Annotated in this window: 41 protein-coding genes and 1 pseudogene; all 42 read right to left on the reverse strand. The window is 31.8% G+C overall.

Going from position 1 to position 22,785, the window contains the following annotated elements; genetic code table 11:
* Positions 1-56 precede the first annotated feature (56 nt).
* On the reverse strand, positions 57-1,004 hold the full coding sequence (locus tag D3Z33_RS01985) for a DMT family transporter (protein ID WP_243153390.1): 948 nt from the start codon (positions 1,002-1,004) through the stop codon (positions 57-59).
* A 53-nt stretch (positions 1,005-1,057) separates the two neighbouring features.
* Positions 1,058-1,750 (reverse strand): N-acetylmuramoyl-L-alanine amidase CwlD, encoded by a 693-nt coding sequence (cwlD, locus tag D3Z33_RS01990; RefSeq protein ID WP_160196114.1) that lies wholly within the window; start codon positions 1,748-1,750, stop codon positions 1,058-1,060.
* Positions 1,751-1,846: 96 nt separating this feature from the next.
* Positions 1,847-2,413: a peroxiredoxin gene (locus D3Z33_RS16625; protein ID WP_431768826.1), complete on the reverse strand. Its 567-nt coding sequence runs from the start codon at positions 2,411-2,413 to the stop codon at positions 1,847-1,849.
* Between the two features lie 157 nt (positions 2,414-2,570).
* Complete coding sequence (gene rpsI / locus D3Z33_RS02005; RefSeq protein WP_160196116.1) at positions 2,571-2,963, reverse strand: 30S ribosomal protein S9; 393 nt, start codon at positions 2,961-2,963, stop codon at positions 2,571-2,573.
* 20 nt (positions 2,964-2,983) lie between these two features.
* Positions 2,984-3,412: a 50S ribosomal protein L13 gene (gene rplM, locus D3Z33_RS02010; RefSeq protein ID WP_160196117.1), complete on the reverse strand. Its 429-nt coding sequence runs from the start codon at positions 3,410-3,412 to the stop codon at positions 2,984-2,986.
* A 129-nt stretch (positions 3,413-3,541) separates the two neighbouring features.
* A complete protein-coding gene (truA, locus tag D3Z33_RS02015) occupies positions 3,542-4,273 on the reverse strand; it encodes a tRNA pseudouridine(38-40) synthase TruA (protein WP_160196118.1) in 732 nt (243 codons plus the stop codon).
* 12 nt (positions 4,274-4,285) lie between these two features.
* Positions 4,286-5,086 (reverse strand): energy-coupling factor transporter transmembrane component T family protein, encoded by an 801-nt coding sequence (locus D3Z33_RS02020; RefSeq protein ID WP_160196119.1) that lies wholly within the window; start codon positions 5,084-5,086, stop codon positions 4,286-4,288.
* A complete protein-coding gene (locus tag D3Z33_RS02025; protein WP_160196120.1) occupies positions 5,079-5,942 on the reverse strand; it encodes an energy-coupling factor transporter ATPase in 864 nt (287 codons plus the stop codon). The genes D3Z33_RS02020 and D3Z33_RS02025 overlap by 8 nt, the downstream gene beginning before the upstream one ends.
* Positions 5,939-6,769, reverse strand: a complete 831-nt coding sequence (locus tag D3Z33_RS02030) for an energy-coupling factor transporter ATPase (RefSeq protein ID WP_160196121.1) — start codon at positions 6,767-6,769, stop codon at positions 5,939-5,941. Before D3Z33_RS02030 ends, D3Z33_RS02025 begins: the two co-directional genes overlap by 4 nt.
* 135 nt (positions 6,770-6,904) lie before the next feature.
* On the reverse strand, positions 6,905-7,246 hold the full coding sequence (gene rplQ / locus D3Z33_RS02035; RefSeq protein WP_160196122.1) for a 50S ribosomal protein L17: 342 nt from the start codon (positions 7,244-7,246) through the stop codon (positions 6,905-6,907).
* 30 nt (positions 7,247-7,276) lie between these two features.
* On the reverse strand, positions 7,277-8,224 hold the full coding sequence (locus D3Z33_RS02040; protein ID WP_160196123.1) for a DNA-directed RNA polymerase subunit alpha: 948 nt from the start codon (positions 8,222-8,224) through the stop codon (positions 7,277-7,279).
* Between the two features lie 60 nt (positions 8,225-8,284).
* Positions 8,285-8,908, reverse strand: coding sequence for a 30S ribosomal protein S4 (rpsD, locus tag D3Z33_RS02045; protein ID WP_160196124.1), 624 nt, complete (start codon positions 8,906-8,908; stop codon positions 8,285-8,287).
* Between the two features lie 30 nt (positions 8,909-8,938).
* Entirely contained in the window at positions 8,939-9,337 is a 399-nt protein-coding gene (gene rpsK, locus D3Z33_RS02050) for a 30S ribosomal protein S11 (RefSeq protein WP_130807948.1), read from the reverse strand.
* 15 nt (positions 9,338-9,352) lie between these two features.
* On the reverse strand, positions 9,353-9,721 hold the full coding sequence (gene rpsM, locus D3Z33_RS02055; protein WP_130807949.1) for a 30S ribosomal protein S13: 369 nt from the start codon (positions 9,719-9,721) through the stop codon (positions 9,353-9,355).
* A gap of 120 nt (positions 9,722-9,841) precedes the next feature.
* The gene (rpmJ, locus tag D3Z33_RS02060) at positions 9,842-9,955 is read right to left on the reverse strand and encodes a 50S ribosomal protein L36 (RefSeq protein WP_130807950.1); all 114 of its coding nucleotides are present in this window, start codon (positions 9,953-9,955) and stop codon (positions 9,842-9,844) included.
* Between the two features lie 15 nt (positions 9,956-9,970).
* Positions 9,971-10,189, reverse strand: a complete 219-nt coding sequence (gene infA / locus D3Z33_RS02065; RefSeq protein ID WP_160196125.1) for a translation initiation factor IF-1 — start codon at positions 10,187-10,189, stop codon at positions 9,971-9,973.
* A 28-nt stretch (positions 10,190-10,217) separates the two neighbouring features.
* Positions 10,218-10,499 (reverse strand): KOW domain-containing RNA-binding protein, encoded by a 282-nt coding sequence (locus tag D3Z33_RS02070; protein ID WP_130807952.1) that lies wholly within the window; start codon positions 10,497-10,499, stop codon positions 10,218-10,220.
* Between the two features lie 11 nt (positions 10,500-10,510).
* A complete protein-coding gene (map, locus tag D3Z33_RS02075; protein ID WP_160196126.1) occupies positions 10,511-11,254 on the reverse strand; it encodes a type I methionyl aminopeptidase in 744 nt (247 codons plus the stop codon).
* The gene (locus D3Z33_RS02080; RefSeq protein ID WP_160196127.1) at positions 11,254-11,904 is read right to left on the reverse strand and encodes an adenylate kinase; all 651 of its coding nucleotides are present in this window, start codon (positions 11,902-11,904) and stop codon (positions 11,254-11,256) included. Before D3Z33_RS02080 ends, map begins: the two co-directional genes overlap by 1 nt.
* A gap of 24 nt (positions 11,905-11,928) precedes the next feature.
* Positions 11,929-13,203, reverse strand: coding sequence for a preprotein translocase subunit SecY (secY, locus tag D3Z33_RS02085; protein ID WP_160196128.1), 1,275 nt, complete (start codon positions 13,201-13,203; stop codon positions 11,929-11,931).
* Position 13,204: 1 nt separating this feature from the next.
* Positions 13,205-13,648, reverse strand: coding sequence for a 50S ribosomal protein L15 (gene rplO, locus D3Z33_RS02090; protein WP_160196129.1), 444 nt, complete (start codon positions 13,646-13,648; stop codon positions 13,205-13,207).
* Positions 13,649-13,670: 22 nt separating this feature from the next.
* Positions 13,671-13,847 carry a 50S ribosomal protein L30 gene (rpmD, locus tag D3Z33_RS02095; RefSeq protein WP_130807957.1) on the reverse strand — a complete coding sequence of 59 codons (177 nt, stop codon included), beginning with the start codon at positions 13,845-13,847 and terminating at the stop codon, positions 13,671-13,673.
* A gap of 12 nt (positions 13,848-13,859) precedes the next feature.
* Positions 13,860-14,366 (reverse strand): 30S ribosomal protein S5, encoded by a 507-nt coding sequence (gene rpsE / locus D3Z33_RS02100; protein ID WP_160196130.1) that lies wholly within the window; start codon positions 14,364-14,366, stop codon positions 13,860-13,862.
* Between the two features lie 17 nt (positions 14,367-14,383).
* Positions 14,384-14,752 (reverse strand): 50S ribosomal protein L18, encoded by a 369-nt coding sequence (gene rplR / locus D3Z33_RS02105; RefSeq protein WP_160196131.1) that lies wholly within the window; start codon positions 14,750-14,752, stop codon positions 14,384-14,386.
* Positions 14,753-14,772: 20 nt separating this feature from the next.
* Complete coding sequence (rplF, locus tag D3Z33_RS02110; protein WP_160196132.1) at positions 14,773-15,312, reverse strand: 50S ribosomal protein L6; 540 nt, start codon at positions 15,310-15,312, stop codon at positions 14,773-14,775.
* 31 nt (positions 15,313-15,343) lie between these two features.
* Complete coding sequence (gene rpsH / locus D3Z33_RS02115; protein WP_130807961.1) at positions 15,344-15,742, reverse strand: 30S ribosomal protein S8; 399 nt, start codon at positions 15,740-15,742, stop codon at positions 15,344-15,346.
* Between the two features lie 31 nt (positions 15,743-15,773).
* Positions 15,774-15,959, reverse strand: a complete 186-nt coding sequence (locus D3Z33_RS02120) for a type Z 30S ribosomal protein S14 (protein WP_160196133.1) — start codon at positions 15,957-15,959, stop codon at positions 15,774-15,776.
* A gap of 15 nt (positions 15,960-15,974) precedes the next feature.
* Complete coding sequence (gene rplE / locus D3Z33_RS02125) at positions 15,975-16,517, reverse strand: 50S ribosomal protein L5 (protein WP_160196134.1); 543 nt, start codon at positions 16,515-16,517, stop codon at positions 15,975-15,977.
* 23 nt (positions 16,518-16,540) lie between these two features.
* Entirely contained in the window at positions 16,541-16,852 is a 312-nt protein-coding gene (rplX, locus tag D3Z33_RS02130; RefSeq protein WP_160196135.1) for a 50S ribosomal protein L24, read from the reverse strand.
* A gap of 15 nt (positions 16,853-16,867) precedes the next feature.
* Complete coding sequence (rplN, locus tag D3Z33_RS02135; protein ID WP_160196136.1) at positions 16,868-17,236, reverse strand: 50S ribosomal protein L14; 369 nt, start codon at positions 17,234-17,236, stop codon at positions 16,868-16,870.
* A 29-nt stretch (positions 17,237-17,265) separates the two neighbouring features.
* A complete protein-coding gene (gene rpsQ / locus D3Z33_RS02140) occupies positions 17,266-17,520 on the reverse strand; it encodes a 30S ribosomal protein S17 (RefSeq protein WP_130807966.1) in 255 nt (84 codons plus the stop codon).
* A gap of 26 nt (positions 17,521-17,546) precedes the next feature.
* Positions 17,547-17,750 (reverse strand): 50S ribosomal protein L29, encoded by a 204-nt coding sequence (gene rpmC, locus D3Z33_RS02145; protein ID WP_130807967.1) that lies wholly within the window; start codon positions 17,748-17,750, stop codon positions 17,547-17,549.
* Positions 17,740-18,171, reverse strand: a complete 432-nt coding sequence (gene rplP / locus D3Z33_RS02150; protein ID WP_130807968.1) for a 50S ribosomal protein L16 — start codon at positions 18,169-18,171, stop codon at positions 17,740-17,742. Before rplP ends, rpmC begins: the two co-directional genes overlap by 11 nt.
* 25 nt (positions 18,172-18,196) lie before the next feature.
* Complete coding sequence (rpsC, locus tag D3Z33_RS02155) at positions 18,197-18,841, reverse strand: 30S ribosomal protein S3 (RefSeq protein WP_160196137.1); 645 nt, start codon at positions 18,839-18,841, stop codon at positions 18,197-18,199.
* Positions 18,842-18,858: 17 nt separating this feature from the next.
* On the reverse strand, positions 18,859-19,194 hold the full coding sequence (gene rplV, locus D3Z33_RS02160; protein ID WP_130807970.1) for a 50S ribosomal protein L22: 336 nt from the start codon (positions 19,192-19,194) through the stop codon (positions 18,859-18,861).
* Positions 19,195-19,228: 34 nt separating this feature from the next.
* Complete coding sequence (gene rpsS / locus D3Z33_RS02165) at positions 19,229-19,510, reverse strand: 30S ribosomal protein S19 (protein ID WP_130807971.1); 282 nt, start codon at positions 19,508-19,510, stop codon at positions 19,229-19,231.
* Positions 19,511-19,549: 39 nt separating this feature from the next.
* Positions 19,550-20,383, reverse strand: coding sequence for a 50S ribosomal protein L2 (gene rplB / locus D3Z33_RS02170; protein WP_160196138.1), 834 nt, complete (start codon positions 20,381-20,383; stop codon positions 19,550-19,552).
* 30 nt (positions 20,384-20,413) lie between these two features.
* Positions 20,414-20,704, reverse strand: coding sequence for a 50S ribosomal protein L23 (rplW, locus tag D3Z33_RS02175; protein WP_130807973.1), 291 nt, complete (start codon positions 20,702-20,704; stop codon positions 20,414-20,416).
* Positions 20,704-21,327, reverse strand: a complete 624-nt coding sequence (gene rplD, locus D3Z33_RS02180; protein WP_160196139.1) for a 50S ribosomal protein L4 — start codon at positions 21,325-21,327, stop codon at positions 20,704-20,706. The genes rplW and rplD overlap by 1 nt, the downstream gene beginning before the upstream one ends.
* 24 nt (positions 21,328-21,351) lie before the next feature.
* Complete coding sequence (gene rplC / locus D3Z33_RS02185; protein ID WP_160196140.1) at positions 21,352-21,984, reverse strand: 50S ribosomal protein L3; 633 nt, start codon at positions 21,982-21,984, stop codon at positions 21,352-21,354.
* A gap of 88 nt (positions 21,985-22,072) precedes the next feature.
* The gene (gene rpsJ / locus D3Z33_RS02190) at positions 22,073-22,396 is read right to left on the reverse strand and encodes a 30S ribosomal protein S10 (protein ID WP_160196141.1); all 324 of its coding nucleotides are present in this window, start codon (positions 22,394-22,396) and stop codon (positions 22,073-22,075) included.
* A 308-nt stretch (positions 22,397-22,704) separates the two neighbouring features.
* A pseudogene (locus D3Z33_RS02195) lies at positions 22,705-22,785 on the reverse strand (elongation factor Tu); the annotation flags it as partial.

Genomic DNA, 22,785 nt, shown 5'->3' on the forward strand with positions numbered 1-22,785 from the left:
TTAATTTATGATTAAAAATATAATTATAGAATAAAAAACAAGAATTACCCTGATTACTAATCAGGATAATTCTTATTTAATGTATTTTTTCTTTTATAGTTTACAAATATTATACCTGAAGCTACTAAAACTAATGCTCCAAACATATATACTGTAAATTCTTCTTTTGGTAAAAGTATCACCGATAAAAATGATCCAGTAACTGGTATTACAAATTTAAACATTGTTATTTCTCCAGCTCTATTATATTTTAAAAGAGCATACCACAATGAAAATGCTGTTGCTGAGAGAAATGCAGAATATAATAGTAATCCTGAAGATACTGGATTAAAATTTAACATTTCTTCTGTACCACTATAACCTACTATAAGTAATATCAATGACCCTAAAAACATTTGCCAAGCTGTTACTATAAATGGGTGTATTTCTTTTGACAACTTTTTAGCTAGAATTGTTCCAAAAGCAGAAACAAGTCCAGATATTATGAGAAATCCTTCTCCTCTAAATGTAAAGTTTAAATTAAAACCACCTTTTCCCCAATTAACTAAAATTATTCCTAACAATCCTGAAATTAATCCTATTGTTTTTTTAAAATTCATTTTATCATCGTGATATATAAAATGTGCAAGTATTACTACAAAGAATGTTCCACTTGAAGCAAGTATAGAACCTTTTATTCCACTTGTATATGCTAAGCCATTGTAAAAGAAAAAATATTGTAAACTAGTTTGAAGTAATCCTAAAATTAATAGAGATATCACAGTTTCTTTTTTTATTTTTATTGGTATTTTCAAAAAAAGCATTACTACTATAAAAATTAAACATGAGGCTATGAAAAATCTCATTCCTGCAAATAATATTTTAGAATATATATCAACTGCTGCTATCTCTAGCTCACTATAACTTATTTTAAGTACAGGAAATGCACTTCCCCAAAGCATAGAACAAAAAATAGCTATTATTGTAACAGATACTTTATTTTTTAATAATTCACTTTTATCCAACTTTCTACACCTCTTTTATTTTCTTTAGTTCTTAAGTCTTATACTATCATATACTATTCAAAATGTTTTATCAATCCTATGTATATAGCCCATGCTATCTTTTGTTGATATTCTTCATTATTAAGTAGCTTTTCCTCATTTGGATTAGATAAAAAACCACATTCAACTAATACGGAAGGAGATTCTGCTTCTCTTATAAGATAAATACTATCTCTAGGTTGTGGTACCCTTTCATTATTTTTATCTAACATTCTTCTAAGTTCTTTTTGTAGGCCTTTTGCTAGTAATTTACTTTCTTCAGATCCTTTTTTATAAAATGTCTGTGCACCATAATATTTAGACTGAGGAAAACTATTTAAATGTACACTTATAAAAATATCTGGTTCAGAACCATTTATTAATATTCTTCTATTTCTTAAATCTTCATTTTTTCTCTGCCTATATGTTTTAGATTCTTCAGTATCTAATCCTTGGTCTATATCTCTTGTAAGTACAGCAATTCCTCCACCTTGTTCTATTAATCTTCTTAATTTTAATGTTATCTCTAGATTTATCTCATCTTCTTTTTTACTCAAATTTCCTATTGCACCTGGATCAAAACCGCCATGACCAGCATCTAATACTATTATTTTATCCATTAAAGGAGTTGAAGTTTCTAATACAATATCTCTTTCGTTAAAAAAATATAAAGATACAGCAAGAATTATTATAGGTATAAAAATTATATCTCTTTTTCTTATATTCATTTCTCTCAATATATATCACCTTCCTTATATTATAAATATTTTTAAGGAAGTATTTATATTACAGAAAAATAGAGAAGTAGATATCTACTCCTCTATTTAATATTTACCTACATAATCCCAACCTAATGGTATACCAGGATTACCTGGCTCCCATCCTGCTTGAGCTCCTCTTCCAGTTCTTCTATTGAATTGTAGAGCCATTATTATTCTGATAATCTCATCAATATTTCTAGCTACAGGCTGAGGATTAGTCATCCATGCTTGAATTTTTCCTTCTGGGTCTATTATAAATGCGCCTCTCCAATCAAAGCCTTCATTTTCATTTAATATACCATATTTTTTAGATACTCTTTGAGTTCTATCTGATAATAATGGAAAGTTTATTTTTCTGCCTGATGGTGAAGTTTGTTGAAATATCTTATGAGAATAAATGCTATCTGTACTTATTCCTAATACCATAGTATTTAATCTTTTAAATATTTCATGTCTTTCAGCAACTGCTGCAAGTTCCGTTGGTCAAACAAAAGTAAAATTTGAGCCATAGAAAAATAAAACTACCCAGCAACCTAAATAATCTGATAGTGATACATTTTTAGGTTTTCCTTTTACAATACCTTCTAATGTGAAATTAGGTGCTTTATCTCCTATGTCAAAATATTTTATATCGTTTTTTTCATAAGGTCTACAATAAGATTTATATTCAAAACAATTATTCATTTCCATACCTCCCACCTATAGTAATATATTATGATTTTATTAATATAAGAGTTCTAGGAAGTAATAAAAAAGACACTCATTTGAGTGTCTTTTTTCATATATATTATCTCTTTGAGAATTGTGGACTTCTTCTTGCTTTCTTTAGACCATATTTCTTTCTTTCTGTCATTCTTGGGTCTCTTGTAAGCATTCCTGCTTTTTTTAGTGTTGGTCTAAGTTCATTATCAGCTTTAAGTAATGCTCTTGATATACCATGTCTTATAGCTCCTGCTTGACCAGTATAACCTCCACCATTTACATTTACTAAAACATCATATTTATCAGATGTATCTGTTATAACTAATGGCTCTTTTACTTTAACTTTTAATGTATCATAATTAAAATAATCGTCCATATCTCTATCATTAATTTTTATATTTCCTGAACCAGGAACTAATCTTACTCTAGCAATAGATTTTTTTCTTCTTCCAGTTCCATAAAATTGTACTTTCGCCATTTAAAATCCTCCCTTCCTGACTATATTTCGTAAACTTCAGGTTTTTGAGCAGCGTGATTATGTTCAGTTCCACTATAAACCTTTAGCTTTTTAATCATTTGTCTTCCTAAACTGTTTTTTGGTAACATACCTCTTACAGCTTTTTGAACTGCTAATTCTGGTTTCTCTTGCATTAATCTTTTATAAGGTATTTCTTTTAAACCACCTGGATGATTTGTGTGGTATCTGTAAAGTTTTTGGTCAAGTTTTTTACCTGATAATTCTACTTTTTCAGCATTTATGATTATTACATGATCACCTGTATCAACATGTGGTGTATAAATAGGCTTATTCTTACCTCTTAATATTTTTGCTACTTCACTAGCAAGTCTACCTAATTTTTTACCTTCAGCATCTATAATATACCATTTTCTTTCAATTTCATGGGGTTTAGCTATAAAGCTTTTCATTTCTTTCCCTCCTCATTGCACTTTCATTTTAAATTTTAAGTTTAACGTCAATAAAAATCCGGGGCTAGTGGATTTTTATCTTTACACTCCTTTTATTGTAATACAACCTACCATGTGTGTCAAGACTTTTTAATAATAAACTTCCATCAAATATAGTGCATGACTTGGTGCTGTAATACCTGCTCTTTTTCGATTTTTTGCATCGATTATTTCTTCTATATTAGATTTTATTCTGCCTCTAGATACATCTACTAAAGTACCAACTATTATTCTTATCATATTATATAAAAACCCGCTACCTTTAAATGTAAGTTCTATAACCTCATTTTTTTGTTCTATATCTATACTATATATTGTTCTTATTTTATTGTCTGTACCTTCTTTTATAGATGTAAATGAAGTAAAGTCATGAGTCCCTATTAGCATATTTACATTTTGTCTGAATTTGTTCATATCCAATTTATATGGCACATGATAAGCATTATTCCTATATATTGGACTCCTTACTTGAGAATTATATATTATATATTTATATGATTTACCTTTTGCATAATATCTTGCATGAAATTCACTATTTACTTCTTCTACTTTTCTTATTGATATATCATCTGGTAATACACTATTTAATCCCCTAATAAGTTTATATTTTACTATATCTGAATTAGTAAAAAAGCTCGCAGTTTGACCAAATGCATGTACACCTTTATCTGTTCTTCCAGAAGCTTCTAGTTTCACTTTATCTCTTGTTATTTTAAATATAGCATCTTCTATTATTTCTTGAATAGATATTTCTGTAGGCTGCTTTTGCCAACCTTTATAATTGGAGCCATCATATTCTATTGTTAGTTTTATATTACGCATATTTTACATCCTCTAAATTACATATCTAAATAATATTATTGTTACTAAAAGTAAAATAGATATACTCATAGCAAAAAAATCTCTCATTTCAAGGGTTAAAACTTTCATTCTAGTTCTATTTTCTCCACCTCTATAGCATCTTGCTTCCATTGCCATAGCAAGTTCATCTGCTCTTCTAAATGCAGATATAAAAAGTGGTACAAGTAGAGGTACTAAACTTTTTGCTCTATTCATTATATTTCCACTTTCAAAGTCTGCTCCACGTGCCATCTGAGCTTTCATTATTTTATCTGTTTCTTCTAATAGAGTAGGTATGAATCTAAGTGCTATTGTCATCATCATAGCAAGCTCATGTGCAGGAAGCCCTACTTTTCTAAAAGGGTTCAATAATTTTTCTATACCATCAGTAAGTGATATAGGTGAAGTAGTAAGTGTTAATAATGAAGTCCCTATTATAAGAAAAACAAGTCTCAATGCCATAAATGTCGCTTGCCTCAAACCCTCTATAGTTATTTTCAAAGGTCCTAATTTATATAATACTTCTCCAGGAGTTAGAAGCGCATTTATAAAAAATGTTATAAGTATTATAATGAACAAAGGTTTTAATCCTTTTAATATAAATTTCAAAGGCACTTTTGATAAAAATATTGATATAAATATGAATGCTGTAACAAATAGATATGGGGTAAAACTATCTATAAAAAACAACGAAATTATAAATAATAATGTTATTGATATTTTAATTCTGGGATCCAGTTTATGAATAACTGTATCACCTGGAAAGTATTGTCCTATTGTTATGTTTTTAAGCATCTCTTTTACTCCTTAAATATTTTAATAACTCCACTTCAGCTTCTTCTACTGTAAGCACATCATCTCTTATATCTTTACCCCTCTTTTTTAACTCCCTCATTAAATACGTTATTTGTGGTATACCAAGTCCTATTTTTTCTAGTTCTTCTACCCTTTTAAATATCTCTCTAGGATTATCTACCATATTAACTTTACCTTTATGCATAACTATTATTTTATTTACTAACTTTGCTATATCTTCCATACTATGAGATACAAGTATTATTGTAATTCCATATCTATCATAAAGTGATTTTACTTGACCTAATATTTCGTCACGACCTTTAGGATCAAGTCCAGCTGTAGGTTCATCTAGTATCAATATATCAGGTTTCATTGCAAGTACACCTGCTATTGCTACTCTTCTTCTTTGCCCACCACTTAATTCAAAAGGTGATCTTTCCTTCACTTCTTCATAATTAAGTCCTACAACTTCCATAGCCTCTTTCACTCTTATTTTTACTTCTTCTTCACTTAATCCTAAATTTTTAGGTCCAAATGATACATCTTTATATACTGTTTCTTCAAATAACTGATGCTCTGGGTATTGAAAAACCAAGCCTACTCTCTGTCTTATTTCCTTAAGTTTTACATCTTTTTTAGTTAATTCAGTATCACCTATAAATATCTTTCCAGAGGTAGCTTTAAGTAATCCATTTAAGTGTTGAATAAGAGTTGATTTACCAGACCCTGTATGACCTATTAAACCTACAAATTCACCTTTATCTATTTCCAAATCTACATTATCTAATGCCTTGATTTCAAATGGATTTCCAGGATTGTATATATGATTTAAGTTTTCTATTTTTATTTTCATATTAATTTCACCATTTCTTCTACAGTTAATATATTAGTTGGAATATCTATTCCTCTATTTCTTAATTTATATGACAACTCCGTTACTTGTGGAATATCAAGTCCAAAGGCTTTCATTTTATCTACTTGAGAAAAAACTTGTTTCGGTGTCCCTTCAAGTACTATCTCCCCTTGTTCCATAACAACTATTCTATCAGCATCTACTGCCTCATCCATATAATGTGTAATATGAACAATAGTCTTACCTTCTTCTCTGTTTAATTTTTTTATAGTTTCCATAACTTCTATCCTTCCAGATGGATCAAGCATGGCTGTAGGTTCATCTAATATTATACATTCTGGATTCATTGCAAGTACACCTGCTATTGCTATTCTTTGTTTTTGACCACCTGATAAAAGATGTGGTGCATGTTCTTTATACTTTGTCATCTCTACTATTTCAAGTGCTTTATCTACTCTTTCTCTTATTTGTTCAGGTTCAATACCTTGATTTTCAGGGCCAAAAGCTACATCTTCCTCTACAATTGTAGCCACTAGTTGATTATCAGGATTTTGAAATACCATTCCTGCAGTTGATCTTATATCCCAAAGTTTTTCTTCATCTAATGTATCCATACCTTTAACATATAAATTTCCTTCTGTAGGAAGCAGCAAAGCATTTATATGTTTTGCAAGTGTTGACTTTCCAGAACCATTATGTCCTAGTATTGCAACAAATTCACCTCTTTTAATTTCTAAGTTTACATTATTAAGTGCAATATTACTTTGTTCTTCATTATTTTTATATTCATATGTTAAGTTATTTGCTTTAATCATTATTTCATCCATATTCTTCTTTCCTCTCTATTTAAGAGTATCTTACCTATCCATTTTAGCACAGTAAGTAAGGTAGTTCAAACATTTATATATTGCAAAAAATAAATAATTAAAGGGGCTAAGAATATTCTTAGCCCCTTTAATTATTTATACTAATTCAATTATAGCCATTTCAGAACCATCGCCTCTACGAGGTCCTAATTTCATTATTCTTGTATATCCACCATTTCTATCTTCATATTTAGGTGCTATTTCATCAAATAATTCTTTAACTACTGTTTCATCATATATATATGCTAATACTTGACGTCTAGAATGTAAATCACCTTTTTTGCCAAGTGTTATCATTTTTTCAGCTAATTTTCTTGTTTCTTTAGCCCTTGTTACTGTAGTTTCTATTCTACCTTCTCTTAAAAGACTTGTTACTAAGTTTCTTAACATAGCCTTTCTGTGGTCAGTAGGGCGTCCAAGCTTTCTTAACTTAGCCATCTCGTATCCCTCCTTCTTGTTAGGGTAATTCTATTCTTCAGATTTTTCTAAACCTAAGCCCAAATCTTTTAATTTTTTTTCTACTTCATCAAGAGATTTTTTACCTAAGTTTCTAACTTTCATCATATCTTCTTCAGACTTATCTGTTAATTCTTCAACCGTATTTATGCCAGCTCTTTTTAGACAATTATAAGATCTAACAGAAAGATCAAGCTCTTCAATAGTCATTTCTAGAACTCTTTCTTTTGTGTCTTCTTCTTTTTCTACCATAATCTCTACATCATCTACAGTATCAGTAAGAGTTATAAATAAATTAAGATGTTCATTGAATATTTTAGCTCCTAATGAAACTGATTCATCAGGTTTAATTGTCCCGTCAGTCCATACTTCAAGTACTAATTTACCATAATCAGTTACTTGACCTACTCTAGTATTTTCAGTACTGAAATTCACTTTTTTAACAGGAGTGTAAATAGAATCTATAGGTAATGTTCCTATTGAGTCTTCTTCTTTTTTGTTTCTTTCAGCTGGTACATATCCTCTACCTTTTTCCATAACAAGTTCTATATATAACTTGCCATTCTTATCTAAGGTAGCTATGTGTAAATCTTTATTTAAAATTTCTACATCACCACTTACTTGTATATCACCAGCAGTAACTTCGCCTTCACCTTCAACATCAATTATTAAAGTTACAGGCTCATCTGTATGCATAATAGCTGCAATATTTTTAACATTGAGTATTATTTCTGTTACATCTTCTACAACTCCAGGTATTGTTGAAAATTCATGCAACACCCCTTGAATCTTTATAGATGAAACAGCTGCACCAGGTAGTGAAGAAAGTAATATTCTTCTCAGAGAATTACCTAAAGTTGTAGCATATCCTCTTTCTAAAGGCTCTACTACAAACTTTCCATAGGTATTATCTTCACTTAATTCAACTACTTCAATTTTTGGCTTTTCTATCTCTATCATTAACTTAACCCTCCCTATCAGTTTTTTATCTATTCTGAGGGCAACCAATTCTATATTTTATTACTTAGAATACCACTCTACGATTAAGTGTTCTTCAATTGGGAGCTCTATATCTTCTCTTGAAGGTTCAGCAACTACTTTACCTTTTAAGTTTTCTGTATCTATATTTAACCATTGTGGCACGCTTCCTTGATGCCCTTCAACTAACTCTTTGAATTTAGCAGATTGTGTACTTTTTGATTTAACTTCTATTTCATCTCCTGTATTGATTAAATAAGAAGCTATATCAACTTTCTTTTCATTTACTAAGAAATGTCCATGATTTACAAGTTGTCTTGCCTCTGCTCTAGATGACGCAAGTCCTAATCTATAAACTACGTTATCTAATCTAGTTTCTAATACTTTTAAGAAGTTTTCACCTGCAATACCTTCCATTTTATCAGCCATATCAAAGTATTTAGCAAATTGTTTTTCAGATACCCCATAGTATTTACGTACTTTTTGTTTTTCTCTTAATTGAACTCCATAGTTTGATAATTTCTTTCTACCCTGTCCGTGTTCACCAGGTGCATAGTTTCTCCTAGTAACTGGACATTTATCTGTGAAACATTTGTCTCCTTTTAAATAAAGTTTTAACCCTTCTCTACGACATTGTCTACACACAGGTCCTGTATATCTTGCCATATATTTTGCACCTCCTCTAATCTCTTTATGTTATACTCTTCTTCTTTTAGGTGGTCTACAACCATTGTGTGGGATTGGAGTGACATCTTTTATTAAGTTCACTTCTAAACCAGTAGCTTGTAACGATCTGATTGCAGCTTCTCTACCTGAACCAGGTCCTTTAACATAAACTTCAACTGTTTTTAATCCATGTACCATAGCAGCTTTAGCTGCTTCTTCTGCTGCCATTTGTGCTGCAAATGGAGTTGACTTTCTTGACCCTCTAAAACCAAGTTGACCAGCACTTGCAAATGAAATTGTATTTCCCTTAGTATCAGTTATAGTAACAATAGTATTGTTAAAAGTAGACTGAATATGTGCTTGACCTCTTTCAATATTTTTACGTTGTCTTTTCTTTACACGACCTCTTTTTACTGCTTTTTTAGCCACTTATAAGTCCCTCCTTTATTTCTTTTTCTTTTTACTTGCTAATTTTTTAGGACCTTTTCTAGTTCTTGCATTGTTTTTAGTATGCTGTCCTCTTACTGGTAAACCTCTTCTATGTCTTAAACCTCTATAACTACCAATTTCTTTAAGTCTTTTGATGTTCATAGCTGTTTCTCTTCTAAGGTCACCTTCAACCATAATATTATCTATTTCATTTCTAAGTTTACTTACTTCATCTTCAGTTAAATCTTTCACTCTTGTATCTGGATTAATACCAGTTGTTGCTAATATTTCATTTGATTTTGATTTACCTATACCATATATATAAGTTAATCCAATTTCTACTCTTTTATCTCTTGGTAAGTCTATACCCGCGATTCTGGCCATTTAAGCTTACACCTCCTAAACTTATGTTTACGATTATCTATTCATAAAGCAGCCGCGCTCTAATTTTATTAATCAACTAAATATTATACTACAAAATCCTTTATAAAACTAGGGTAAATATTATCCTTGTTTTTGTTTGTGCTTAGGATTTTCACATATAACCATTACTTTGCCTTTTCTTCTAATAAGTTTGCACTTTTCGCACATCTTTTTTACTGATGGTCTTACTTTCACTGTAATCCCTCCTTGTTACTTCTTTCGCCACGTAATCCTTCCTCTTGATAAGTCATATGGTGACAATTCAATAGTAACTTTATCTCCAGGGAGAATTCTTATGAAATTCATTCTTAATTTGCCTGAAATATGTGCTAATATCTCATGACCATTTTCTAACTCTACTTTAAACATTGCATTTGGTAAAGTTTCTGAAACTGTTCCTTCTACCTCTATAACATCTTTTTTGGACATAAGGTTATATAACCTCCATTTCCTGGCTTTAATTCTCTTTTACTAAAGAAGCCAATAATTTTCTAATATATGCATTGTTGAACTTTTCTTTAGCTTCGATTTTGTTTTTTAATTCATCAAAAATTTTATTTGTTTTTTTGATATGTTTAACTTTCTTCTTCTTAGGATTATCTAGCTTTCTTAAACTTCCATCTACTAGTAAAACATAATTTTTATCTATTATATCAACTACGATGAAAAATTTATCACTATCTCTTCCAGCACTAGACTTTACAACTTGACCTAATTCAAGTTCTCCTGTAGTTTCCAAATGCTTCACCTCTAGATTGTTAAAATTTCTGGTTCTCCATCGGTAATAGCTATAGTATTTTCATAATGAGAAGATAATTTACTATCAAGTGTTACCACTGTCCAATCATCTTCCAATACTTTCACTCTAAAGGTACCCTCATTTACCATAGGTTCAATCGCAAGAACCATTCCTCTTTTAAGCCTTGGCCCTTTACCTGGTGGTCCATAATGAGGTATTTGTGGATCTTCATGCATTGATCTTCCTATTCCATGACCCACATAGTCTCTTACAACTGAAAAGCCATTGCTTTCAACGTACTTTTGTATTGCATGAGATATGTCAGATAGTCTGTAACCTTCTTTAGCAAATTTGATTCCTTCAAAAAAACTATCTTTAGTTACATCTATAAGTTTTTTAGCATTTTCACTAATTTCGCCTACACCATGTGTCCTAGCAGCATCTCCATAATAACCATCAACTATAGTACCGATATCTATACTTATAATATCGCCATCTTTTAACTTTTTTAATCCTGGTATACCATGAACTACTTCGTTATTTATTGAAGCACAAATGCTACCTGGAAAGCCTTGATAACCTTTAAATGCTGGTACACTACCATGCTTGGTAATAAATTCATAAGCTGCTTCATCAAGCTCCTTTGTTGTTATTCCAGGTTTTATTAAACCTTTCAAATATTCATGAGTCTTGGCTACTAGATTTCCAGCTATTTTTAACTTTTCTATTTCTCTCTTACTTTTTAAAATAATCATTATTTCTTGCTCCCAAGAGCATCTACTATATCATCAAAAACTTTATCTATATTTTGAGCACCATCTATATTCAATAAAACACTTTGTTTATTGTAATATTCTATAAGTGGTGAGGTTTGGTTTTCATAAACTTCAATTCTTTTAGTTACAGTTTCCTCGTTATCATCATCTCTTTGATAAAGTTCTCCTCCACACACATCACATTTACCTGGTATAGTAGGTGGATTAAATTTAATGTGGTAAGTAGCACCACAATCTTTACAAATCCTTCTACCTACAGCTCTTTCTACTAATTCATCTTTTGATACTTTAATGTTAATAACATTATCTAAAGACCAACCTAAATTTTTAAGTTCAGTATCAAGGGCTTCAGCTTGAGCTACTGTTCTTGGAAAACCATCTAATAAAAATCCATTTTCAGTATCATTTTCTGTCAATCTATTTTTTACTAGACCTACAACTAATTCATCAGGAACAAGTAATCCCTTATCCATGTATTCCTTAGCTTGCTTTCCTAAATCAGTACCCTCTTTAATATTTTTTCTAAATATATCTCCAGTAGATATATGTGGTATATTGTATTTATTTATTATACCTGAAGCTTGGGTTCCTTTCCCAGCTCCAGGTGGTCCTAATAATATAAGTCTCAAAATCTCATCTCCTTAGAGAATTTTCTATTTTAAGAATCCTTTATAATGTCTCATCATCATTTGTGACTCCATTTGTTTAACAGTTTCTAGTGCAACACCAACTACGATTAATAGAGCTGTTCCTCCAAATCCTATTTTTAAATTACCAAATGAAGATAAAATTGTTGGCATAGTAGCAATAAGTGCTAATACTATGGCACCAACCAAAGTAAGTCTTGATATAACCCTATTTAAATATTCTGTTGTAGGCCTTCCAGGTCTAATACCAGGAATAAAACCACCATTTTGCTTTAAGTTATTTGCATATTCAACTGGGTTAAATTGTATTGCAGTATAGAAATAAGTAAAGAATACAATCAATATTACATTTAATATTGAATAGATCCATACTCCTGGGCTACCTTGTGGTGATAACCATTTTGATATGAAAACTGCCCAGCTTTCAAAGAAAAATCCTAAAGTTTGTGGGAATGCTAGTAATGATGAAGCAAATATAACTGGAATAACTCCAGCCATTAATACCTTTAATGGTATATGTGTGCTTTGTCCACCATACATTTTTCTTCCTACAACTCGCTTAGCATATTGAACTGGAATTCTTCTTTGTCCTTCCTGTATTGCTACAACACCAGCTATTACAATAACAGCTATTATAGCAAATAAGATTAATTCTATCAAACTAACAGTTTTAGCATTTAACCAAAGGTTCACCGCATTATATATTCCTCCAGGTATCCTAGATATGATACCTGCAAAGATTATAAGTGATATACCATTTCCTATACCATTTTCTGTTATCTGCTCACCTAACCACATCAAGAATGCTGTACCTGCTGTAATTGTTATTACTACTACTGTAATAGGTAGAAATCCAGAGCCTATTACCGCCCCTCTAAATAACCCTACTGATATACCTATTGCTTGAACTAATGCAAAAACTACTGTTAAGTATCTAGTATATTGTGCTATTTTTTTTCTTCCTACTTCGCCTTCTTTAGCTAAAGCTTCCAAAGAAGGTATAACGATAGTTAATAATTGAATTACTATAGATGCGGTAATGTATGGATAAATATTAAGAGCGAAAATAGTCATCTGACCAAATGCTCCACCACTCATTAAGTTAAATAGTTCTAATACTCCTCCACCACTACCTTGAAATAATTCTTGAATAACATCTTTATTCATAAACGGTACTGGTATATTGGAACCTAATCTAAAAACTGCTAACATTAATAATGTAAATAGTATTTTTTTTCTTAAATCCGGAATTTTCCATGCATTTCTTAGAGTTGATAACACTTTAGATCACCTCTACCTTTCCCCCTGCAGCCTCTATTTTTTCAACAGCTGATTTGCTGAATTTGTGGGCTTTAATAGTTAGTTTTTTGTTTAACTCACCATTTCCGAGTACTTTAACGCCATCTTCTAATTTCTTTATTAGTTTTGATTCCTTTAATAATTCTGGAGTTATTTCTACTCCTTCTTCAAATCTATTTAAATCTTCTACATTTACTATAGCATAGTTTGTAGCGAATATATTAGTAAATCCTCTTTTAGGTAACCTTCTATATATTGGCATTTGTCCGCCTTCAAATCCTGGTCTTACGCCTCCGCCAGAACGTGATCTTTGGCCATTTTCACCTCTACCAGAAGTTTTACCTTGTCCTGTAGCTGTACCTCTACCAAGTCTTTTACGGCTTTTAGTGCCTCCATTTTCGTTAGGTCTTAACTCATGAAGTTTCATAGTCGCACCTCCTTACTTTAAATTACTCAACTATTTCTACCATATGGTTTACTCTGTTTACCATACCTCTTATTTGTGGATTATCTTCGTGTTCTACCACTTGACCTATTTTTCTAAGGCCTAAAGCTTCAACTGTTTTTATTTGCTTTTCAGTTTTGCCTATTTTACTTCTAATTAATTTCACTTTTATTTTAGCCAAGGTTCTCGCCCCCTAACCTATGATTTCTTCTACTGATTTTCCTCTTAGCTTTGCAACTTCTTCAGAAGTTTTAAGTCTATCCAATCCATCTATAACTGCATTTACCATATTTCTTGGATTACTTGTGCCTAAGGATTTTGTTCTAATATCTCTTACACCTGCAAGTTCTAATACGTCACGAACAGGACCACCTGCTATAACTCCTGTACCTTCTGGAGCTGGTTTCAATAATACATTACCTGCGCCAAATCTACCTATTATTTCATGTGGTATAGTAGTACCAACCATTGGCACTTTAACTAAATGTTTCTTAGCATCTTCTATAGCTTTTCTTATAGCATCTGGGATTTCAATAGCCTTGCTCATTCCTACTCCTACATAACCATTTCCATCTCCAACTACAACAAGTGCACTAAATCTAAAGTTTCTACCACCTTTTACAACTTTAGTTATACGATTTATATTAACAACTTTTTCTTGTAAATCTAATTCACTAGCATCTATACGTCCACGCTTCATTTGTTCCCCTCCTTTGTCTAAAAATTAAGGCCAGCTTCTCTTGCTCCTTCAGCTAATTCTTTTACTCTACCATGATAAATATATCCGCCTCTATCAAAAACTACAGATTCAATATTTTCTTTTTTTGCTTTTTCTGCTACAAGCTTACCTACTTCTTTAGCAGCTTCTTTGTTAGATGTGGATTCTAACTTATCTTTTAAGTCTTTATCAAGAGTGGATGCTTGAACTAAAGTAACGCCGTTAACGTCATCAATTATCTGAGCATATATATGATTTAAACTTCTATAGACATTTAATCTAGGTCTCTCAGGAGTTCCTTGTACTTTGTTTCTCATTCTAGCATGTCTTTTTGATCTTCTCTCATTTTTTCTTACTTTATTAAGCACTCTTGTTCACTCCTTTCTTTCTATTTAGCAGTTTTACCTTCTTTACGTCTTACTCTTTCACCTTCGTATCTTATACCTTTACCTTTGTATGGCTCTGGTTTTCTTAATTCTCTTATAACTGCTGCGTAATTCCCTACTTTTTGCTTATCTATTCCTTTAACTATTATCTTAGTGTTCGCTGGAACTTCAGTCTCGATTCCTTCTGGATCTTCCATTTCTACTGGATGTGAAAAACCTAAATTCAAGTTTAATTTTTTACCTTGTTTTTGTGCACGGTAACCTACACCTTGTATTTCTAATTTTTTTTCATATCCCTTAGTAACACCAATAATCATATTATCTATTAGTGTTCTTGTAAGTCCGTGAAGGGATTTATGTCTTTTATTTTCAGTAGGACGACTTACTGTTATTTCATTATCTTTTATTTCTATATTCATATCTTTTTCTAATTGTTGTTCTAATGTTCCTTTTGGTCCCTTAACTACCATGTAGTTTTTATCATCTAATTTAACCTCAACACCTTCAGGTATCTCTATTGGTTTAAGACCTATTCTTGACATAATTGCACCTCCTCATAGATCTAATAATCTATTACCATACGTAGCAGATTACTTCTCCACCTACGTCGTTCTTTTTAGCTTCTTTATCAGTTAATATACCTTTTGAAGTAGAAAGTATTGCTATTCCTAGCCCTCCTAAAACTCTTGGTATTTCATCTTTTTTAGCGTATACTCTAAGTCCTGGTTTTGATATTTTCTTAAGTCCAGTTATTACCTTTTCATTATCTCTGCTATATTTAAGTTGCACTCTTATTATTCCTTGTTTACCATCTTCGATCACATCATAGCCCTTTACAAAACCTTCATTTAATAATATCTCAGCTATTGCTTTCTTGATGTTAGAAGCAGGAATATCTACTGTATCGTGCTTTTGACGATTAGCATTTCTTATTCTTGTTAACATATCAGCGATTGGATCTGTCATTGCCATTAGAGTTACCTCCTTCCACTCTCGTTTATTCTTACCAACTTGCTTTCTTTACCCCTGGTATTTGTCCTTTATATGCTAGTTCTCTAAAACATATACGACATACACCAAATTTTCTTAAATAACCATGAGGTCTTCCGCAAATTCTGCATCTATTATATTCTTGTGTACTATATTTTGCTTTTCTTTGTTGCTTTAATTTCATAGCTTTCTTTGCCACATAAATCCCTCCTTATTATTTTTTAAAGGGCATTCCCATAAGAGCTAAAAATTCTCTTGCTTGCTCATCATTTTCAGCAGTAGTTACTATAATTATATCCATTCCATTAATTCTATCAACTTTATCATATTCAATTTCAGGGAATATTAATTGTTCTTTTATGCCTAAAGCATAATTTCCTCTTCCATCAAAAGATGTTTTAGAAACACCTCTAAAGTCTCTAACTCTTGGTAAAGCAATATTCATTAATTTATCTAAAAAATCGTACATTCTAGTTCCTCTTAGAGTAACTTTCGCTCCTACTGGCATACCTTCACGAATCTTAAAGTTAGAAACAGACTTTTTCGCTTTAGTTGTTACAGGTTTTTGTCCTGTTATAGTTTTAAGCTCTTCTATAGCTGTTTCTAAAGCTTTTGGATTATCTTTTGCTAATCCCATACCTATATTGATTACTATCTTTTCTAATTTTGGTACTTCCATTACATTGTTATAATTGAATTTTTCTACAAGTGATGGTACTACATCATTTGTATACTTTTCTTTTAAACGTGATGTCATAACCTATCCTCCTTCCATGAAACTTAGTCGATTACTTCGCCGCTTTTCTTACTTACTCTTACTTTCTTTCCATTATCTAACGTTTTATATCCTACTCTTACACCTTGATCATCAGCTTTGCTCCAAACCATAACATTTGATGCATGAATAGCGCCTTCTTGATGTACTATACCACCTTGTTGCATTTGTTGACTAGGCTTTTGATGTTTAGTTATCATGTTGACGCCTTCAACTAATACTCTATTTTTCTTAGGAATAACTTGTAACACTTTACCTTTTTTACCTTTATCTTTACCTGCTATAACTACAACAGTGTCTCCTTTTTTCACGTGCATTCATTACACCTCCCTTTATAATACTTCAGGTGCTAGTGAGATTATCTTCATGAAGTTTCCGTCTCTTAGTTCTCTTGTTACAGGACCAAAGATACGAGTTCCTGCTGGCTGTTTGTCATCTTTTACAATAACAGCAGCATTTTCATCAAATCTAATATAACTTCCGTCATCTCTTCTTAGACCTTTTGTAGTTCTTACTACTACTGCTTTTACTACGTCACCTTTTTTAACAACACCGCCGGGTGTTGCTGTTTTAACAGAAGCAACTATTATATCTCCAACATTTGCATATTTTCTTCTTGTACCACCTAAAACTTTTATACACAATAACTCTTTTGCACCAGAGTTATCTGCTACTTTTAAGCGAGATTCAACTTGAATCATATATTACCCTCCCTTCAGTTCTGTAAGGATTATTTAACTTTTTCTATAATTTCTACTAATCTCCATCTTTTTTGCTTACTTAATGGTCTAGTTTCCATGATTTTCACCTTATCACCTATGTTACACTCATTATTTTCATCATGGGCTTTAAATTTTGTTGTTTTCTTAACTTGCTTTCCATAAAGTGGGTGAGAAATAAATGTTTCTACTCCAACTACTATTGTTTTATCCATTTTATTGCTCATAACTTTACCTGTTCTTACTTTTCTATTTGCTCTTTCCATTAATTAGCCCTCCTTTCATGGAACTATTAAGCCTTTAATTCTTTTAGTTCGCGTTCTCTTGTTATAGTCTTCACTCTTGCTATATCTTTTCTTACAACTTTTATTCTCATAGGATTATCAAGTTGTCCAGTAGCTAACTGGAATCTTAAGTTGAATAACTCAGACTTTAACTCAGCTAGCTTGTTTTCCAATTCATTTTTTGTCATTTCACGTAGTTCACTAGCTTTCATTAGCTTCACCACCCTCATCACGAGTTACAAATTTACATTTAATAGGTAGTTTATGCATTGCTAATCTCATAGCTTCTCTTGCTAATTCTTCAGATACTCCAGCTATCTCAAACATTATCCTACCTGGCTTTACAACGGCTACCCAGTACTCTGGTGAACCCTTACCTTTACCCATACGAGTTTCAGCAGGTTTCTTAGTCACTGGTTTATCTGGGAAGACTTTTATCCAAATCTTTCCACCTCTTTTTACGTGCCTTGTCATAGCCCTTCTTGCTGCCTCTATTTGATTTGATGTAATCCAACCTGGCTCTAAAGCCTGAATTCCATACTCTCCATAAGTAATAGTATTTCCTCTGGTTGCTTTACCTTTCATTCTTCCTCTATGCTCTTTACGATGCTTTACTCTTTTAGGCATTAACATGACCTATTCCTCCTTCCTTAAGGGATTACTGTTCTTCTTTAACTGGAAGAACTTCTCCTTTATATATCCAAACTTTAACACCAATTTTTCCATAAGTTGTATCAGCTTCTGCAAATCCATAATCAATATCTGCTCTAAGTGTTTGTAGAGGTATAGTACCTTCACTATATCCTTCAGTTCTTGCCATATCTGCACCATTCAATCTACCAGCTACTGAAGTTTTAATACCTTCTACTCCAGTTCTCATTGTTCTTTGAATACTTTGCTTCATAGCTCTTCTGAAAGATACTCTTCTTTCAATTTGTGATGCAATATTCTCTGCAACTAATTGAGCATCTTTTTCTGGAACTTTTACTTCTTCAACATTTACAACAACTTTTTTATCAGTCATTTTTTCTAAATCTTTTCTTAATGATTCTACTCCTGAACCACCTTTTCCTATAACCATACCCGGCTTAGCAGTATAAACATTAAGTTTTATTCTATTTGCCGCTCTTTCAATTTCTATTTTAGAAATTCCAGCAATAAACATTTTTTTCTTAACATATTTACGTATCTTATTGTCTTCTACTAAATAATCCGCAAAGTTTTTCTTATCTGCGTACCATCTTGAATCCCAATCTTTTATTACTCCGACTCTTAAACCATGTGGGTTAACTTTTTGACCCATTCGTATCCCTCCTTTTCTTATTCTCTTTCTTTAACTACTACACCTATATGACTAGTTCTTTTTCTAATTTGAAAAGCTCTACCTTGAGCTCTCGGTCTCCATCTTTTAAGTGTTGGACCTTGATTTGCATAAACTTCTGATATATATAAATTATCTCTATCTAAATCAAAATTATTCTCAGCATTTGCTACTGCTGATTTTAGAACCTTTTCTAATTTATCTGCGCCTTTTCTAGGAGTGAATTTTAATATAGCAAGTGCTTCGTCTACATTTTTTCCCCTTACTAGATCAGCAACGATTTGAACTTTCCTAGGTGAAATTCTAACATGTTTAGCTATTGCTTTAGCTTCCATTTTCGTCCCTCCTCACATCAAAATCCTTCTTATATTATCTAAGTGATGTTTTCTTCTCTGTATCTCCATGTCCTCTGAATGTTCTAGTTGGAGCAAACTCACCTAGTTTATGACCAACCATATCTTCAGTAATATATACCGGAACATGCTTTCTACCGTCATAAACCGCTATAGTGTGTCCTATCATTTGAGGAAATATAGTTGAACGACGTGACCATGTCTTTATTACTTTTTTATCATTCTTCTCATTTAATTCTTCAACCTTTTTCATTAAATGATCATCTACAAAAGGTCCTTTCTTTAATGATCTACCCATTAAAGTGCCTCCTTTCAACTGTTATTATCTACCGATTAGTTACTTTCTTTTTCTTGATCTTACAATATACTTATCAGATTTCTTATTTTTCTTACGAGTTTTATATCCAAGTGTAGGCTTACCCCATGGAGTTACTGGAGATGGTCTACCTATAGGAGTTCTACCTTCACCACCACCGTGTGGATGATCGTTAGGGTTCATAACACTACCTCTTACAGTAGGTCTAATTCCCATGTGTCTCTTTCTACCAGCTTTACCTATAGTAATATTTTCATGATCTATATTACCCACTTGACCTATAGTTGCTCTACATTCAATTCTTACCATTCTTACTTCTCCAGATGGTAATTTAACTTGAGCATAATTACCTTCTTTAGCAGTTAATTGCGCAGAGTTACCTGCTGAACGAACTAATTGACCACCCTTACCTGCTTTAAGTTCTACATTATGAATCGTTGAACCTACTGGTATAAATTTAAGTGGTAATGCATTACCTATTTTGATATCTACATCTTCACCTGATTCTACAATATCTCCTACCTTTAATTTGTTAGGAGCTAATATATATCTCTTTTCACCATCTGCATAATGAATTAGCGCTATATTTGCTGTTCTATTTGGATCATATTCTATTGTAGCTACCTTACCAGGTACGCCATCTTTATTTCTTTTAAAATCAATTATTCTATATTTTCTTTTTGCTCCGCCACCTCTATGACGTATAGTTATCTTACCTTGACTATTTCTTCCAGACTTTTTGTTTAAAGAAGTTAAAAGTGATTTTTCTGGTTGGTCTGTTGTTATTTCATCAAAAGTAGAAACTGTCATTTGTCTCAAGGCTGGTGAAGTAGGTCTAAATTTTTTAATACCCATTATGTTTCCCTCCTTCTTACTAACTATTTATTACATACCTTCGAAGAATTCAATCGCTTTACTATCTTCAGTTAAAGTTACCACAGCTTTTTTCCAGCTTGGTCTTCTTCCAATATTTCTTCCCATTCTCTTAAGTTTTCCAGTCATATTCATTGTGTTGACCTTACTTACTTTAACATCAAATATTTTTTCAACCGCTTTTTTTACTTCAGTTTTGTTGGCTCTTTTATCCACTACAAAAGTGTACTTACCTTCAGCCATATCATTCATACTTTGTTCTGTTACTACAGGTCTTCTTATTATATCATGTGGATTACGCATTAAGCATACACCTCCTCCACTTTTTTAACAGCATCTTTAGTTATGATAAAAGCATCATATTTTAATATGTCATATACATTTATTGTATTAACTAATGCAGTTTGCACACCTTCAATATTTCTTGCTGATTTAATTACATTCTCATCTTTTCTATCCATAACTATAAGAGCTTTTTTGTTTGCATTTAAATTTTTCAAGATATTTGCCATTTCTTTTGTTTTAGGTTGATCCATTTTCATTTCATCAACAACAAACAATTCATTATCTAAAACTTTAGAACTTAAAGCTGATTTCATAGCAAGTCTTCTAACTTTTTTCGGTACACTATAGCTATAATCTCTTGGTTTTGGAGCGAATGTTACACCGCCACCTACCCAATGTGGTGCTCTTATACTTCCTTGACGAGCTCTACCTGTACCTTTTTGTCTCCAAGGCTTTCTTCCTCCACCTCTTACTTCAGCTCTAGTTTTAACAGATTGAGTTCCTTGTCTTTTATTAGCTAATTGATTTTTTACTACTTCATATAATACATGTTTATTTACTTCTACTCCGAACACATTATCATTTAATTCTATATCATCGATTTGCTCACCTGATACGTTATATAAAGCTACTTTAGGCATTTCATATCCTCCCTTCTATAGAACTTATTTAGAAGCCTTTACGCTTTCTTTTATTGTTAATAATCCACCCTTAGGTCCAGGTATTGCACCTTTCACAAGTAATAAATTATTTTCCGTGTCAATTTTAACTATTTCCAAGTTTTGAATTGTTACTTTTTTATGACCCATATGTCCTGGTAATTTTTTACCTTTAAACACTCTTGATGGATCTGATGAAGCTCCCATTGAACCTGGTCTTCTATGATATTTTGAACCATGTGTTTCAGGTCCTCTTGATTGTCCGTGTCTTTTAATAACACCTTGGAATCCCTTACCTTTTGAAACACCACTTACATCAATCATATCTCCCGATTCAAACAAGTCAACTTTTAGCTCATCTCCTATATTGAAATTAGATGCATCTTCAGTTCTAAATTCAACTAAATGCTTTTTAAAATCAACTTGAGCTTTACTAAAATGTCCTTTTATAGGCTTATTCACTTTCTTTTCTTTTATGTCTGAATATCCTACTTGAACAGCATTATACCCATCAATGTCTGTAGTTTTAACTTGCACTACATTCATCGGGCCTGCTTCTACAACCGTCACAGGAACCACTTTTCCTTCTTCAGTAAAGATTTGAGTCATTCCTATTTTCTTTCCTAATATACCTTTCATTCAATACACCTCCTGTTTTCTTACAGCGGATTACCTTTACAGTAATCATTCTAAGTAAGGTGTTAACCATACTTATTCCATTTAACAATTATAATTTAATTTCAATATCAACACCTGCTGGTAAATTAAGTTTCATTAATGAATCAACAGTATTTGGTGTTGGGCTTAAAATATCGATTAATCTCTTATGAGTTCTTTGTTCAAACTGCTCTCTAGAGTCTTTGTACTTATGCACAGCTCTTAATATTGTAATAACTTGCTTTTCTGTTGGTAACGGTACCGGACCTGAAACCTTAGCACCAGTTCTTTTAGCAGTTTCTACTATTTTTTCAGCAGATGCATCCAAAACATTGTGATCATAAGCTTTTAATCTTATTCTTATCTTTTGTTTCCCTTTAGAATTATTAGCCATTTACGATTCCCTCCTTCTATCGCATGTTTATTTACATACGACAAGGTTTTACCGATACACTTATCCAGGTGTTTTCTAATGTAAAAAAGATAAATGTTCAGGCAAAGCCTGCCGCCCAATTAGTAATTGGACATTCTCAGCAAAAATTCCCTGCAAGACGCAGCTACCTCTTGCCTCATCGCATGTCAATCGCATACTTTAATATTTTAACTTAAAAATACACAAATTACAAGGGTTATTTTCATTTTTTTTATTTTTTTTATTAAATTAAAAGAAGGGCTTCCCCTTCTTTTAATTTATTTATATTATTACTCTATTATCTCACTAACTACTCCAGCTCCAACTGTTCTTCCACCTTCACGTATAGCAAATTTAAGTCCTTTTTCCAT

Origin of the sequence: Senegalia massiliensis (genome assembly GCF_009911265.1) — a bacterium.
GTDB lineage: Bacteria > Bacillota > Clostridia > Tissierellales > SIT17 > Anaeromonas > Anaeromonas massiliensis_A.